The 14,401-nt window shown below is 51.9% G+C and carries 14 protein-coding genes and 2 tRNA genes; 8 read left to right on the forward strand and 8 right to left on the reverse strand.

Annotation, left to right across the window (positions count from 1 at the left end; genetic code table 11):
- The 3 genes from B2067_RS11840 to modA all read right to left on the reverse strand — a co-directional run.
- On the reverse strand, positions 1–655 hold a 655-nt coding region (locus B2067_RS11840; protein WP_301388588.1), incomplete at its 3' end, for a molybdenum ABC transporter ATP-binding protein.
- Entirely contained in the window at positions 646–1,365 is a 720-nt protein-coding gene (gene modB, locus B2067_RS11845) for a molybdate ABC transporter permease subunit (protein WP_068444534.1), read from the reverse strand. The genes modB and B2067_RS11840, both read right to left, overlap by 10 nt.
- Complete coding sequence (gene modA / locus B2067_RS11850) at positions 1,358–2,134, reverse strand: molybdate ABC transporter substrate-binding protein (protein ID WP_068444535.1); 777 nt, start codon at positions 2,132–2,134, stop codon at positions 1,358–1,360. The genes modB and modA overlap by 8 nt, the downstream gene beginning before the upstream one ends.
- Positions 2,135–2,209: 75 nt before the next feature.
- On the opposite strand from modA, the gene B2067_RS11855 reads away from it, so the two are divergent.
- Both B2067_RS11855 and B2067_RS11860 read left to right on the forward strand, forming a co-directional pair.
- Positions 2,210–2,650, forward strand: coding sequence for a YtoQ family protein (locus tag B2067_RS11855; protein WP_076518159.1), 441 nt, complete (start codon positions 2,210–2,212; stop codon positions 2,648–2,650).
- A gap of 226 nt (positions 2,651–2,876) precedes the next feature.
- Positions 2,877–3,452: a methylated-DNA--[protein]-cysteine S-methyltransferase gene (locus B2067_RS11860; protein ID WP_297533380.1), complete on the forward strand. Its 576-nt coding sequence runs from the start codon at positions 2,877–2,879 to the stop codon at positions 3,450–3,452.
- A gap of 227 nt (positions 3,453–3,679) precedes the next feature.
- On the opposite strand, the gene B2067_RS11865 is transcribed toward B2067_RS11860, so the two are convergent.
- From B2067_RS11865 to B2067_RS11880, 4 genes are all read right to left on the reverse strand, one after another.
- Positions 3,680–4,447 (reverse strand): class I SAM-dependent methyltransferase, encoded by a 768-nt coding sequence (locus tag B2067_RS11865; RefSeq protein ID WP_301388589.1) that lies wholly within the window; start codon positions 4,445–4,447, stop codon positions 3,680–3,682.
- Between the two features lie 2 nt (positions 4,448–4,449).
- On the reverse strand, positions 4,450–5,757 hold the full coding sequence (locus tag B2067_RS11870) for a phenylacetate--CoA ligase family protein (protein ID WP_301388591.1): 1,308 nt from the start codon (positions 5,755–5,757) through the stop codon (positions 4,450–4,452).
- An 80-nt stretch (positions 5,758–5,837) separates the two neighbouring features.
- On the reverse strand, positions 5,838–8,303 hold the full coding sequence (locus tag B2067_RS11875) for a beta strand repeat-containing protein (RefSeq protein ID WP_068444544.1): 2,466 nt from the start codon (positions 8,301–8,303) through the stop codon (positions 5,838–5,840).
- A 229-nt stretch (positions 8,304–8,532) separates the two neighbouring features.
- Positions 8,533–9,522 carry an adenosine kinase gene (locus B2067_RS11880; RefSeq protein WP_301388593.1) on the reverse strand — a complete coding sequence of 330 codons (990 nt, stop codon included), beginning with the start codon at positions 9,520–9,522 and terminating at the stop codon, positions 8,533–8,535.
- A gap of 102 nt (positions 9,523–9,624) precedes the next feature.
- Between B2067_RS11880 and B2067_RS11885 the strand changes: the two genes are divergently transcribed.
- Entirely contained in the window at positions 9,625–10,755 is a 1,131-nt protein-coding gene (locus tag B2067_RS11885) for a potassium channel protein (protein WP_301388595.1), read from the forward strand.
- 3 nt (positions 10,756–10,758) lie between these two features.
- Here the strand turns inward: B2067_RS11885 and B2067_RS11890 are convergent, their stop codons facing one another.
- Positions 10,759–11,655 (reverse strand): hypothetical protein, encoded by an 897-nt coding sequence (locus B2067_RS11890; protein WP_301388597.1) that lies wholly within the window; start codon positions 11,653–11,655, stop codon positions 10,759–10,761.
- Between the two features lie 141 nt (positions 11,656–11,796).
- On the opposite strand from B2067_RS11890, the gene birA reads away from it, so the two are divergent.
- From birA to B2067_RS11915, 5 genes are all read left to right on the forward strand, one after another.
- Positions 11,797–12,753, forward strand: a complete 957-nt coding sequence (gene birA, locus B2067_RS11895) for a bifunctional biotin--[acetyl-CoA-carboxylase] ligase/biotin operon repressor BirA (RefSeq protein ID WP_301388599.1) — start codon at positions 11,797–11,799, stop codon at positions 12,751–12,753.
- A complete protein-coding gene (locus tag B2067_RS11900) occupies positions 12,734–13,435 on the forward strand; it encodes a type III pantothenate kinase (RefSeq protein ID WP_301388601.1) in 702 nt (233 codons plus the stop codon). Before birA ends, B2067_RS11900 begins: the two co-directional genes overlap by 20 nt.
- Entirely contained in the window at positions 13,423–14,103 is a 681-nt protein-coding gene (locus tag B2067_RS11905) for a hypothetical protein (RefSeq protein ID WP_273092271.1), read from the forward strand. Before B2067_RS11900 ends, B2067_RS11905 begins: the two co-directional genes overlap by 13 nt.
- 75 nt (positions 14,104–14,178) lie before the next feature.
- A tRNA-Tyr gene (locus tag B2067_RS11910) sits at positions 14,179–14,262 on the forward strand.
- A 64-nt stretch (positions 14,263–14,326) separates the two neighbouring features.
- A tRNA-Gly gene (locus B2067_RS11915) sits at positions 14,327–14,400 on the forward strand.
- Position 14,401: the final 1 nt, after the last annotated feature.

Consider the following 14,401-nt stretch of genomic DNA (forward strand, 5'->3'; position numbering starts at 1 on the left):
ACAGTTCCCCCTGGCTGACGACCTCGCCTTTATCAAGTGCAACTATGTAATCGCCCAGGCGTGCGGCTTCGTAGGCGGAGTGGGTCACGTAGATGATGGGCAGCTCAAATTCGTTTTTGAGGCGTTCCAGATAAGGAAGGATTTCGTGTTTGCGAGCGTCATCGAGTGACGCCAGAGGTTCATCCATCAAAAGGATGTCGGGCTGACGTAGAAGCGCTCTGGCGATGGCGGCACGTTGGCGTTCACCCCCCGATAACTGTTCCGGTCTGCGAGGCATCAGGTCAGTTATATCCAACAGCGTAACAAGGTCATCGCGCTTCGAGGCATTTCCTGGGCGTAGGGTATAGCGTTCAGCAAAGTCGAGGTTCTCGGCCACGGTCATATGCGGGAACAGGCTGGCTTCCTGAAAAACATAGGTGAGAGGGCGGTCTGCTGTTTTTCGGTAACGCCCGTTACCTTGCCAGTAATCACCGTTAAACCAGATGTCACCGTCGCAGGGCTGAAGCCCTGCGATGGCTCTCAATAGGGTGGTTTTGCCGGAGCCCGATGGCCCGAATATCACGCTCACACCTTTGGCAGGCAGTGTGATGTCTGTACTCAGCTCAAATGGTTCAAGGCGCACCCGCAGGCGCGTGGTGAGTCCGCTTACAGCCATGCTTTGGCCTCTTTATTACCAGGCTGCCGCGCATAGACCCAGAGCAATACTGCGAACGAGAACAACAGCAGAATCGCAGACAGCGTATGCGCTTGAGGGTAAGCGAGCGCTTCCACATGGTCGTATATCTGTACCGAGGCAACGCGGGTTTCGCCAGCGATATTGCCCCCGATCATGAGTACCACTCCGAACTCGCCAACCGTATGGGCAAAGCCGAGCACGCCAGCAGTTATAAAGCCGGGTCGTGCCAGTGGCAGGGTGATATAGCGGAAGGTATCCCAGCGCCCGGCGCCGAGCGTTGCTGCGGCTTCCGCATGACGTGGCCCGATGGCATTGAACGCATTAACGAGTGGTTGAACAACAAAAGGCAGGGAGTAAATCATGGAGGCGATCACCAGCCCGCTGAAACTGAATGCGAGAGATCCGAGCCCGATGGCGTGACTGAATTGTCCAAGCAGGGAGTTTGGGCTGAAAGCGATCAAGAGATAGAAGCCCAGCACAGTCGGCGGCAGTACTAATGGGAGTGCAATAACAGCCTGAACGATGCCTTTAACCTTTGAGCGGTTTCTGGTCTGCGATGTGTCGTCGTCGCTCAACCAAAGTGCCAGAGGCGTGCTGATGATCAGGAGCAGAACGGTGACCACGCTGGCTAGTTTTAAGGTAAGCCAGAGTGCTTCTATATCAGCCGGTGCCAGTAAGGAATCAGTCATACAGGGGATCATACCCGTGTTCGGCTATCCGTGCCTGCACCGCGGTACTGAGAAGGTAGGTTACGAATGCCTGTGCTGCCGGTTTGTTTAGTCCTTGAGCCGTGAGTATGCCTGCTTGTTCCAGAGGCTGGTGATGCTCATCCGGGATAAGCCAGTACTGATCCGAGGATGTCTTTGCTGTTATGACCTGTGACTGCGCGACAAAGCCCGCTGCTGCGTTGCCACTTTCGATAAAGCGATAGGCCTGGCCTATGTTCTCGCCTGTGACGACTTTTGCGGCGGTAAACCCGAAGGCATCCATCGTCTGTTGCGCCGCGAGACCGTAAGGCGCAAGCCGTGGGTTAGCGATGGCTATGGTCTGGTTATTCGCTGTTATCCCGGAGAGTGGGTACTCACATTTTACAGGGCACCAGAAAACGAGCCTGCCAATAGCGTAGGTAAACAGCGCAGGTTCAGTCTCTGGTAGTTGCTTTGAAAGCTGCTTTGAGAGCTTCTGTGCGAGTCGCTGCGGCTTATCGGTATCGGCCGAAAGAAAGACATCAAATGGAGCACCATGGAGTATCTGAGCGTACAGCTTGCCGGAAGAGGCGCTGCTGACTTCAACGCTGTGTCCAGTTGCTTTTTCAAACGCAGGAAGCAGTGTTTGTAAGGTGTACGCGAAGTTCGATGCCACGGCGATACGCAAGGAGTCTGCATGGCCCAGAACAGGCAGGAGCAGGCAAAGAAACGTCAGTGCAAAGCGGATCACAGAAGCCAGGCCTCGAATCATAGAGTCAGTCAGGCATAATAGCGGCTTCTGTATCCAATGTTACAGCCCGTTTTATAACCGATAGCGAGAGAGATTATGCACTGGAATATTTACCTGTCCGGCGAGATTCATACTGATTGGCGCGAGCAGATCATTAAGGGCTGTGAGGCTCTGGAACTGCCTGTGAGTTTTTCGTCGGCCAATACGGATCACGATTCCAGCGATGCTGCCGGTGATGTACTTGGCCCTCAGTGCGAAGGCTTCTGGCGTGACCATAAGTCAGCAAAAATTAATGCTATCCGCATTAAGACCTTGATCGAAAACTGCGATATGGCGGTCATCCGTTTCGGTGATAAGTACAAACAGTGGAATGCCGCGTTTGACGCTGGCTTCTGCGCGGCACTGGGTAAGCCCTATGTGACGCTGCACAGCGAAGACATTATTCACCCTTTAAAGGAAGTGGATGGATCAGCCATGGGCTGGGCCACGACGCCTGAGCAGGTGGTGGAAGTGATTCGTTATACCATCCAGGGTTGATCATTAAGCAGGGTTGATCAATAAGCACTGCTTACTTTTTCCTCCTGACACTGCCGTTCCGCATTGTGAACACATGTCCGGTTTTGCTACTTGCTGGCTAAATTTCTGGCCTGAAGGCGCACTCCGAAGCGCCTTCAAACCGGACATTCCTGCGCTTTCTTCTGATTCTTCGTACAGCTTCTTCTGCACCTGATAAGGTTACAGAAACGTTAACCTAAATTGATTTATGCCCGGTAAATATATTCCTTCATTAGATGTTGCCTTTGGGCTTTCCTCGTACGGCGTTATTGCTGCGGCCGTGTGTGATGGAGAGCTCTTCGCTGTGCTTCCCGGAGAGTGTCGTACCGAACTCCTGGATGAGCTGCTGCATCTGTTTCCCAATATAACTCTGACATCTGAAAAACGCGCCGCGCATGTACTCAGTGATGTACTTCAGTCGGTGGAGTCTCCACGCAGAACTCTGAAAACACCACTGCATATGCTGGGAACGGAATTTCAGTGTCGGGTCTGGCGATATCTGCAAACGATTCCTGTCGGCGAGACCCGGACATATGCCGAGGTGGCTGAGGGTATCGGTCAGCCGGGTGCGGTTCGGGCTGTGGCGAACGCCTGTGGCACCAACAAGCTGGGAATATTGATTCCGTGCCATCGGGTCGTTCGCTCAGACGGTTCTCTAGGGGGGTATCGCTGGGGAACAGAACTGAAGGAACGCTTGCTAGCGCGTGAGCAGGAACTCACTTCTGGTGATTCTTTGCACGATGTGGATAAGTCAAGCCCAAGATTTCAGAATATTTTGTGTTGACGTGTTGTAATTCTGTCGTTCTCTCCGAAAACGGCGATAAGATTATGAAATATATAGGTTTTTCGTAAAAATCTGTTTAAGAATTGATCTCTTTTGGCCTGTGGGTATTCCACAGTATCTGTGGATAACTTTGTGGGAAGTTTGCGGGAAAGATGCTCTGACCCGCATGGTCACAGGGGCGCTTTCAATCTGGCTGCATTCTGAGCAGCCAGGTTAATAGCCTTTGTTCACGGCTTGCGAGCAGACACATAGTATAAGGACCAACGCATACCTTTGAGGCCGTTTTCCAGAGTGTCGAATCCGAGCAATTCCCGAATTGCAGCTTCGGTTTCTTCGGTACTGGCCTGGTCAATGCCGAACAAGCGTTTGCAGTAGGCAGCGGCCTCGTGTTCCGAGCTAAATACCCAGTGGTACTCTTCATTGACGGCGGTGACGTCGGTGAAACCTATCTCCCGCAGGGTGCCCAGCGTGCGCTCGTTCAGATACCAGCCGTGATGTCCCATACTATTGTGGTTGCCCATCCAGCCGTCCAGGAATTTCGCGGTCGCAGACTCTAAGTGCGCATCCGCGATTCTGGCCCAGCCTCCGGGTTTCAATACCCTGAACAGCTCTCTGAACAGCGGGGTTTTATCTTCTATGTGATGCAACCCTGCGAGGCTGCAGGCGAGGTCGGTAGAGTTATCCTGTTCGGGGAGTCTTGCAAGCTCACAAAGGGTAAGTGGGTGCTTGCTGCCGGAATGTGCTTCTTCTTCAAACAGGCGAGCAAACAGCTCGCTGGTCTCGAGGTGGTGGAGGCTGACGTCGTCGGGCAGGTATCGAGCTAGATATCCGCCTCCGGAGGGTACGTCAATGATGTGCATGCCCGCTTTCAGAGACATACCTTTAAACAAGGTGGTGAACTCAGCATCTCTCGCGTCAGGCCAGCGCCTCATAGCCTCGTGATACGCGTCAGCACGAGCATTAAAAATGGAGGCGTAATCTTCCGGTGAAAACATAACTACAGTACCGATTTGAACTCTTCGTATTTACCACCGGCTGAGCGCGGGAGGTCGTCTACTTTTTCAACCGTGATATTAAATGGGTGCTGCATAGCATCCTGAATAATTTTGATAGCTTGCTGCTTATTTTCTGGCGAAATTTCCGTTTCAGTCATCACCCGGAAAGTAATGTCATTGACCGCAGTTTGTTCGAGCTGAAATCGCGCTAATGGGAAAATCTCCATCAATGCCATCGGGTTGTATGAAGGCCAGGTTTTTCGACCATCGGGATAGGTCAGCAGATTTCGGGTTCGACCAGCGATATGCTTAATAACAGGCAAAGTGATACCGCAGTCGCAGCCCTCCCCTGGAACGGCGTAGTCACCGATTTCATAGCGGATAAGCGGCATGATGTAGTTTTGTAGGCTGGTCACGACCACGCGCCCCATTACACCGGGTGGGCATGGCTGGTTATTCTCATCCAGAATCTCGACCATGCAGTTTTCCTGTTGGATGTGGTAGTGATCGTGCTTCGGACACTGAAGTGCGATGTAACCGATCTCCTGAGAGCTATACATATCATGTATGCGGCAACCGAATGCTTTTTCAACAATTCTTCGGGTGTCATCTGACAGGTTTTCGCCAAGAGTGGAGATACTCTTGAGGCGATTGAGCTTCTTCTCGCGCAGTTGGATCTGGGCGAGCTCAAGTAATGCGCTAGGGTAGGTAAGCAGGTAGTCCGGCTGCTGCTCTGTTAACCAGCGATACTGTGTTGCTGTCGACTCTGAACTGTTCAGCATGACTGACGGGCCCTGATAACCCAGTGCTGCTGCTGAAGGCCCCCATGTTTTCGAGGCGACGCCCGGGTACATGGACTGGCCGGTGGGTAAGAACTTAATGATCGCTATCTTCTTCGAGAAGTCACGCCTCGCCCAGAGATGATCTCTGACCGTCATCGCACGCCAATACACCTGAGCATACTCAGAACTGAATGTATGCACGGGTCTGCCTGTCGAACCAGAGCTACGGAATTCGATGAGTTTTCCATGATTCTTGGGTGGCGCTGTGCTGCGAAGCCGGCTCTCATTTGCCTGAAGTGCGGATCGGGTGAGGACTGGGAAAGCTCCCCAGTCTATCTGATTGCCCATTGCTTTAATCGCAGGGTGCTCCCGATAGTACGGGACTGTGCTTAAGGCGTGTTTCAGTAGGGCCTGAAGTGACTGGTCCCGTAATTGGTTGGCCGCTGCCACATTAATCGACTGTGTTTGTTGCAACCGGTATTGCATGGCCAGTGCGAGGGTCGTGTTGCCCTCCGGAATAGGAATCATGAGTTACTCCGTGAATACAAAAAAGGGAGGCTAAGCCTCCCCTGTTTTGTGGTATCAGTCATTGAGCTGGTATTGATTATTTAATCAAAAATTAGATCAGGGCAGGAACCCGCTAGGCAATCAAACTCTTCAATTTCAATGTTGTAGCCCACTATTTGACCCTCTGATCCGACTTCGGCACCATCTCCCCCACTTAATAGGTAAGTGGTTGGGATTGTGTAAAGCGTACCGGAGGTGTCTAGCAACGACTTGAGTATAATATCGCCGCCATCTCCACCAATAGAATCGAGCTCTGATACATCTGCATTACCACCAGTAGAAGTGAAAGAACTGGTTAGAGATATTGTGCCTTCGTCAGTCTGGACGTTGAGGGTTCCGCCAAATCCACCTTGTGATATGCCATTTCCGCCACTCAGGTCGAGGCTCGAGGAAATATTAATGTCGCCGAGCTCGGATGCCACCGTTACGTTGCCACCGTCACTACCATCCAGTGTTGTCGGTGTAGAAATAGCAGGGAGGGTACTGCCTTCAGAAGGCTCGACGATGGTGCTCTCTAACTCGGCTCCCCTTGCCTGAATACTGCCACTGATTGAAATGTTGTTCGTCGCTACGATGTTTAATTCTGTTTGGTCGCGGTAATAAACACTCGTCATCTGGCCGGAAACCAAGCCTCGATTGGCGTTGATGTCTGAGTTGATGGTGATATTTGCGCCGCTCTCGTCACCAGATGTCGCTGAGATTAAAAGGCTACCTCCATCGGCAACATAGATACTGCCGGAGATTGGGGTCGAACTGTCTCCGCTAGAGAGATTCAGATCAGTGTCGATCACAACGTCTGGGCCGCTTATTGAAGTAGTCTCTGGCTCGAGCTCTTCAGTGAGCGCAATCCGTGGTCCCATGTCCTCAAGCGGGATGGCCTGGAAGACAACTTCACCTCCTGACCCTCCCATACCGGCAAAGCCGCCAGCTCCCTCTGCACCATCTCCCCCTTCCGCGTTTACGGCGGTGATACCTGAAAGGTGAAGCTCATTATTTGAAGCTTCTGAGGCCAATTGAATGAAAAATCCCTCGCCTCCATCACCGCCTTGGTATCCAGTGTCACCAGCGTTACCACCGTCTAGCGAAATTTGTCCGGTAACATTGAAGAGTACTGGTGGTGCGACAGTAACAATAGGTTCAATATCAGCAGATGCAATGATCCCGCCTGCATAGCCGTTACTCGAGAAAAACCCGATAGTACCAGCGTCGCCTCCATTGCCATATTCAACGCCCACACCACCATTGGCGTTTACGCTACCCGAATTCAATATAAATGGAGATGCCGTCTCATCGTAGGCGTCGATCAGCCCCAGGGCAAGATTGCTCAGTTCTTCATTATTTAACTTAAAGGCGGTAATGCTCTGTGCGTCTAGGGTCAGTCCAGCGTATCCACCATCGCCACCATCTACGAAGCTCTCTGGGGTGCCGTCATCGCCTGATACGTCAATGAAACCTCTATTTACAACGGCGAAGTGACCAGCAAGCACCACAGCACCATTGCCCGAGAAACCATCACCCTCATCATCGTTGTAGTAACCGGCGGCATTCGACGAGTCAATGGTGCCATTATTCAGGACAGCAAAGCCAAACAGGCCGACGCCATGACCTTTGGCAGCCTGCCTTACTCGATTCCCCGCCTCACCCTCGGCAAGCAAAGTACCATTATTCACAACAATAACGCCATTGAGCTGCAATGCAGGATCAGAATCGGAGCCTGCATAGCCACCACGTTCGCCCGAGACATCTATTGAGCCATTGTTGATTATGATGTCGGCAGTGATATCGAGTGTAGTGGTTCGTAGATTGATTGCACCGTTACCGGAATAAACACGGGCTTGGAGAGACAGCGGGTAGGGTATGTCTTCAAGCGATTGTACGGCAGTAATGATGCCGTTATTTACAATATCTCCCTCAACGACAATGTTAAGCGTCGAGCGAGTTGCTGTTGTGGAAATAGTTAAGGTTGCACCAGCTTCCACTTTAATACCGGTGATTCGCGTTGCTTCATTACCGAGAACCGGCTCTGGCACTTCGTCCTCGGTCATTGCACCATCATAAACGTAGAGGTTATCGTCGTAGCCGTAAATCGTGCCAGCGGATAGATCGGTGGCGTTTACCTCAATTGTCATGTCCTCTGACACAATAAGAGGGTTATCACCTAGACTCTCTGATAATTCGGGGGTGATGATTCCTGAATCCACTGTTGGGTCAATCGTAGCTTCGCCAGATACTCTGATTGCACCATTAGCTCCTGAGCGAACAACATAGAAGCGGCCTCCATCGCCACCCTCCGCACCATCTCCACCATTCATGTTCATGATATAAGTAGGGAGTGGCGTTGACTCTCCCGGTACGCCTGGTGCATCTGGGGTGTCGGGAATAGCAGGCGTGTTCGGTAAATCTACGACCGGATCATCAGAAGAACTGCTGCTCCCTCCCCCACAGGCGGCTAATGAGATGGTGACCGCCAGTAAGCTGGCTTTGAAAGGCAACTGATGAGAGGCCATAGTTACAACTCCATTTGGATATAGAAAACCACACGATGATGACATGTGCGCATATAGGACGAGCTGAAAATGTATGTAAAAGGATTACATAAGTAAACATTTCTGTCCTGATGCGACACCGAAATTCGCAGATGAAGGATAAAAGTCACGTTAAAGGACAGGAAATCGAGTGTTTTCTGAGCGTCGCGCCCATGAATACGGGCGCGGGGAGATACAATGTTGTGAAATGTTACAGGGCGCTTTTCAGTGGCTCATGTTGCTCGGCTTCGAGGCGTGGCCCAAATTGACTGACAACCTGCGCCGAGGCCGCGCTGGCGAGTCGGCCTGCCGCTGCGAAATCGTGGCCATGCGTAATGGCGTACAGGAAGGCACCTGCGAACATGTCACCGGCACCGTTGCTGTCGACTGCAGTCACTGAGTTAGGAGCAATCTCGTGCAGAGTGCTGCCATCCCATGCCAGAGCGCCTTTAGGTCCTAGTGTGATAGCAAAGGTATTGGCTACTTTTTTGATGGCTTCGATCGCTGTCTCCAGGTCGTCGGTGTCAGCGAACAGTTTTGCTTCCTGCTCATTACAGAACAGCAGATCGACTCCGTCGCCAACCATCTCCTGAACACCCTCTTTGAAGAACTGAACCATCGCAGGGTCAGAGAAGGTCATGGCGACTTTTACGCCGTGCTTACGGGCTAATTCGCGCACCTGAATAGCGGCGGCTCGGCTTGGCTCGGAGGTTACCAGGTAACCTTCAATGTAGGCGTACTCAGACTTGGCCAGAGCCTCTTCATCTATATGATTTGAATGCAGTTCACTGGTAATGCCGAGGTAGGTGTTCATGGTGCGCTCCGCGTCAGGCGTTACCATTACCAGACATTTGCCTGTGACACCCTCGTCGCGGTCGTCGCCGAGGTTAGTATCGACCCCAGCTGCTTTCATATCGGCAATATAAAAGTCGCCGGCTTCGTCGTTGGCGACATTGCAGGTGTAGAAGGTCTTCGCACCGAAGTAGCTCGCGCCAATAATGGTGTTGGCTGCGCTGCCGCCACAAGCACGCTTTTTTAGCCCATAGCGGGTGGTCAGAGTGTCCAGCATGGATGCCAGCTGATCGGCTTCGATCAGGGTCATCATGCCTTTCTCTATACCTGCATCTTTAAAGAAGGCGTCATCAACTTCGAATTCTTTATCAACCAGGGCGTTGCCGATGCCGTAAATGTGGTAGCTCATAGTGGTTCCATTGTTCGTTTAGTTGCGTTGAGTGTAACCGAAAGCGGGCGTCGTATCAGGTGAGGGATCGCAGAGAGTCGGCGGACGGGCTATGATGCAGCGATGAATAAACTCACTCGCTTCGTCCGGCACCAGAACCGGGTTCGCCATGCTATTTACATGACTGACCGGCATATCATGCGTGGTGTCCGGAAAATCGCTCTGATTCTTCTCGGTTTTATCGCACTGCACATGCTCGCCATGGTGGTGTTTGAAGGGCTGTCTACGTGGCAGGCGTTCTGGTTAACGCTGACGACGCTGACCACAGTGGGGTATGGCGATCTTTCGGCGCAGACGGTTCCCGGCCAGTTGTCGACCATCTTACTTATCTTTGGTGTAGGTATTACGCTGATGACTTTGCTTATCAGTGATTATGTGGACTATCGAATCGCGCGCCGGGAGCGCATCAGAAGCGGACATTGGAACTGGAATATGGCTGAGCACATTCTCATTATTAATACGCCGAAATATAACCGTGAGGAATATTTCGTTCGACTCGTCACTCAGGTCCGCGAAAGTCGTGACTACGCCGAGACGCCAATTATGTTGCTGAGCGAAGACTTCCGCGACGGTTTACCTGACAGTCTTCGTGAGCTTGGTGTGGTGCATGTCACTGGCCTTGCTAGCCGCCCAGAAGATCTGCAGCGGGCAAATGCAGAGCGCGCCAAGCATATCGTAGTGCTTGCCCGGGATGAATATTCTTCGGACAGCGACAGTTACACGTTCGATGTTGCGCATCGGTTATGGGAAATGTCACTGGCCAGTAAAGCGATTGTTGAGGTGGTGGACGATAATAATCGAGCCCGGATCTATGACCTGGATATTCGTTCGCTATTGCGGCCGATTCGCTCATACCCTGAGCTGGTGGTGCGCTCGATGACTGCGCCAGGCTCAGAAGTCGTGATCGAAGATATGTTCACGCATGCAAATGACCACACGGTGCGTTATCCGGTATGGCTGGAAGGTGAGCGCTGGGCGGATGTGGTTAATTCGATTGTGCAGGCGAATGTCGGTACGCCACTGGCCTACATTACGCGTGATGGCGAAGTCATCACTCATCCTGATGGCGATCATCATGTGCATGCGCAATCATTGTTGATTCTGGTCCACACGGAACACGTGCCAGAAACCAAAGAAGTTCATCGGGCTATTGAAAATCACTTTAACTTTCGGCTGAAAGATATCGAGCGCTGACCTTTATTCGAACAAGTGGATGGCCTGTAGGTCTTCATCAGAATTCTGCCCGGGCATCAGCCAGAGTGCGGTATCACTGATCGGTGTTTCGGTCGGCAGATCAGGGTTGTGAAGATAGAAAATTGTTGACTCGCGGAACCGTGATAAGGGAAATGCAGGCCGGGTTGCCGGGTGTGTTTTCATAAACTCAAGTAATTGTCCGGAAGTTGCGAAATCATAAAGACTTGATTCCAGTGACTTCGCCAGCGCTTCTCTCTCGTACGACATGAAGTAATACATCGGGAATGTATACGAAAGCAGCAGGCGCTCGTAAACGATAAGGTCAGTGCGGTCGGGAGCCTCAAGTTCGCCGTATACTTCAATGATTGACCTTGGAAAATAATCACAGCGACCCCCTTTGAGCATGCGATACATGCTTTCAAATTTAGCAACACGCTCGACGGTGTAATGATTGCGCTCAAGGATGTCCGAATCCGGCCATTGATCTCCCTGACACGCCACCAGTTTCTGCAATTGTTTTTCTTCGGTGATCTTATCAAAGAGATCGATGTCAGACCGGCGGATTACAGGCACTCTTACTCCAAGCAGTCCGAGAAACAGAGGAACCCTTACTGGTCGATATAGGTTTTCCCGTCGATAACTGGTGCCGCTCCAGGTCACTGTGAGATCCCCGCTGTTCAGTAATAGCATACTGCGTTCCTGCGTGACCGGGCGTTCAATAGTCGAAAGCTGATCGCTGGAGGTGAGCTGGGCGCTTAATAAGTCACGGTAATAACTATGAGAAGCATCCTCCAGGGCTCGAGGTGGCTGAATATAGAGGGTCTCTGCATAGGACCAATACGATTGGATGCTTGCGTAAATAACGATGAGCAGTGATGAAATACGGTGCCAGCCGGCCATGGGAACCTCGGTTGTGCTCTCTTATAGTTTAGCCCAGTTGGATAAATATCACTTAGTGACGGGTGGGATGTCATCTGGATTTACACTCTGACAGCGAATAGCCCTCTGATATAGTGATGCGGTTAACAAAGGTACTCCTCTATGCTCAAGAAATTACTTCGCCATCTCTCTGATGGACACTTCCATTCAGGCGAGGCCCTCGGTGAGGCTATGGGCGTCAGCAGGGCGGCCGTCTGGAAGCAGCTGAAAAAGCTAGAAGAGCTGGAGGTGCCTTTCTCATCTGTTAAGGGTAAGGGGTATCGTTTGCACGATCCGATAGAGCTGCTGGATGAAGACGCGATACGCAGCGTAGTTAGCCAGCGATTGGATTGCCTGGAGTTGCTGCTCGAGGTGAACTCCACTAATACCTACCTGTTTGAGCGCGCTTCTGATCACATGGGGAAGCGATACGCGGTTCTAGCTGAGAAGCAGAGCAGTGGCCGTGGTCGCCGTGGAAGGCAATGGATCAGCCCGTTTGGTCGCAATATATATTTGTCGTTGCTGGTGTCGTTTTCCGGAGGAATGTCGGCGCTGGAAGGTTTGAGTCTGACGGTTGGAGTGGCCGTAGAAAAGGCGCTCTCGCGGCTGGGGATTGATGGTGTAGGTCTCAAATGGCCCAACGATGTGTATGCCGACGGTCGCAAGCTTGCCGGGATACTTCTGGAGGTCACAGGCGAGTACAACAGTCACTGTCAGGTGGTAATTGGTATTGGCCTTAACTTATCGATGTCGGAAGCCGAAGCACGGGACATAGACCAGCCCTGGGTCGATCTGAAAAGCCTGAAACCCGACTTGTCGAGAAATCAGGTCGCGGGAGTATTACTGGACGAATTGCTGTCCAGTATTGATACGTTTCAACGAGAAGGATTTGCACCCTTGCAGGAATACTGGTCCCAGAAAGATATTTACCATGATAAAGACGTTGTTATCAGCTCACCGACACAGCAGATCAGTGGCACTGTAAAAGGTGTAAACCGTAAAGGTGAGCTGATGCTCAGAACTGAACGGGGAATGGAAATAATCAGTGCAGGAGAGCTCAGTGTCCGTCCTGTTAGTTGATATCGGAAATACCCGAATTAAGTGGCAGACCCGCCAACAGGGAGAAATTCTTGCGGAAGGTCATGTCGATAAAGATAAGGCACCACATTACGCCTGGCCAGATGGCATCGGAGAAGTAGCCGTCTCCAGTGTCAGCACCAATGAAGAACTGCACGAACTCTTCGGTGCCCGCTACGGCGACCGTTTGCGCTGGATTGCACATCCGGTAGAAGGGCATACCGGATTTCATCATTGCTATGCTGATCCAAAGCGTCTCGGTGTTGACCGCTGGCTGGCGATGCTGGGAGCCAGAGCCATATTCAATGATGATCTGCTGGTGGTCGATGCAGGGACAGCACTTACGCTCGACTTACTCGACGAAAATAATCAGCATCTGGGCGGCTATATAGTGCCCGGAATCCAGATGGCTCAGCGTGCTTTATTTGGCGGTACTGATCGGGTCCGGCCATTCAGTGACGAACAGCACGATACGAATCTGGCCCCTGGTAAAAGTACAGTTGCCTGCGTTAAAGCTGGTGTCCTGCATCAGCAGGCTGCTCTGGTGAAGTCAGTCGCTGAGAATCATAAAGACTTCAGGCTGGTGGTTACGGGGGGAGATGGCGCTCAGCTGGCTGATTGGCTGGATAGTGGATATTATCCAAACCTTATATTTGATGGCATGGAATTGTTATGCGCTGGATAGTTTACAGCCTGATCGTAATTAATCTGGGAATCGCCGGGTATTTTATTACGCGCCCTACAGAAGACAGCATTGCCCGCACTCAGGACGGTAACCTCGGACAAGGCAAAACGCTCGTCTTACTGTCTGAAAAACAATCCGGCAATCTGCCAGTGAGTCAGCAACCTGTCCGCCCGGACCCCGGCAAAAAGCTGTGCTATGCACTCGGCCCCTATCTTGATGATCTCAGTGCTCGTGTTGCTCAGGCACGCTCACTTGAGCTGGGTCTTACAGGCTTAATCAGTCAGCATAAAGTGCCGAACCTCAAAGACGCCGAGTTCTGGGTGCATGTTCGGCCGCTGCCGAGTCGCGGTGAGGCCATGACGCTACTGCGTAAGCTTCAGGCGCGGTCGGTCGATAGCTACATCATTACCCAGGGAGACCTGGCTGACGGGATCTCGCTCGGGTTGTTCCGGCAGAAAAGCTCGGCCGATGCTCTGCAAAAGAAAGTGACAGGCTTGGGTTTTGAGGACGTCGCGATCAGAGAAGTCGGAAGTACCACGACAGAGTTCTGGGTTGAGATCCGGGAAATTTCTAAACTGGATGAAACGATGCGCCGTCGTGTTAAAGCGGAAGACCAAGATGTTCAATGGCAAATGGTGAGCTGTCGTCATCAGCCCGCTGACGGATAATCCATAAGTTAATAATAAATAAGCAAAAAAGTTGTTGACAGACCCCGGCCACGTACTGATAATACGCGCCACTTTGGTGGGGTTCCCGAGCGGCCAAAGGGATCAGACTGTAAATCTGACGCGAAAGCTTCGCTGGTTCGAATCCAGCCCCCACCACCATTTTCAGACAGTGAATCACTGTCGAAACAGCCTGGAACGCTGAACTGCCTGGGCTGATTGCGACGCGGGTATAGTTCAATGGTAGAACCTCAGCCTTCCAAGCTGATTATGAGGGGTCGATTCCCTTCACCCGCTCCAT

Source organism: Thalassolituus sp. UBA2590, assembly GCF_002339775.1.
Classification (GTDB): domain Bacteria; phylum Pseudomonadota; class Gammaproteobacteria; order Pseudomonadales; family Oceanobacteraceae; genus Thalassolituus.

What these genes read in the sequence shown, in the direction of transcription:
- modB (WP_068444534.1), bottom strand. Translation starts at nt 1,365, where the DNA reads ATGACTGATTCCTTACTGGCACCGGCTGATATAGAAGCACTCTGGCTT.
- modA (WP_068444535.1), bottom strand. Translation starts at nt 2,134, where the DNA reads ATGATTCGAGGCCTGGCTTCTGTGATCCGCTTTGCACTGACGTTTCTT.
- B2067_RS11855 (WP_076518159.1), top strand. Translation starts at nt 2,210, where the DNA reads ATGCACTGGAATATTTACCTGTCCGGCGAGATTCATACTGATTGGCGC.
- B2067_RS11860 (WP_297533380.1), top strand. Translation starts at nt 2,877, where the DNA reads ATGCCCGGTAAATATATTCCTTCATTAGATGTTGCCTTTGGGCTTTCC.
- B2067_RS11865 (WP_301388589.1), bottom strand. Translation starts at nt 4,447, where the DNA reads ATGTTTTCACCGGAAGATTACGCCTCCATTTTTAATGCTCGTGCTGAC.
- B2067_RS11870 (WP_301388591.1), bottom strand. Translation starts at nt 5,757, where the DNA reads ATGATTCCTATTCCGGAGGGCAACACGACCCTCGCACTGGCCATGCAA.
- B2067_RS11875 (WP_068444544.1), bottom strand. Translation starts at nt 8,303, where the DNA reads ATGGCCTCTCATCAGTTGCCTTTCAAAGCCAGCTTACTGGCGGTCACC.
- B2067_RS11880 (WP_301388593.1), bottom strand. Translation starts at nt 9,522, where the DNA reads ATGAGCTACCACATTTACGGCATCGGCAACGCCCTGGTTGATAAAGAA.
- B2067_RS11885 (WP_301388595.1), top strand. Translation starts at nt 9,625, where the DNA reads ATGAATAAACTCACTCGCTTCGTCCGGCACCAGAACCGGGTTCGCCAT.
- B2067_RS11890 (WP_301388597.1), bottom strand. Translation starts at nt 11,655, where the DNA reads ATGGCCGGCTGGCACCGTATTTCATCACTGCTCATCGTTATTTACGCA.
- birA (WP_301388599.1), top strand. Translation starts at nt 11,797, where the DNA reads ATGCTCAAGAAATTACTTCGCCATCTCTCTGATGGACACTTCCATTCA.
- B2067_RS11905 (WP_273092271.1), top strand. Translation starts at nt 13,423, where the DNA reads ATGCGCTGGATAGTTTACAGCCTGATCGTAATTAATCTGGGAATCGCC.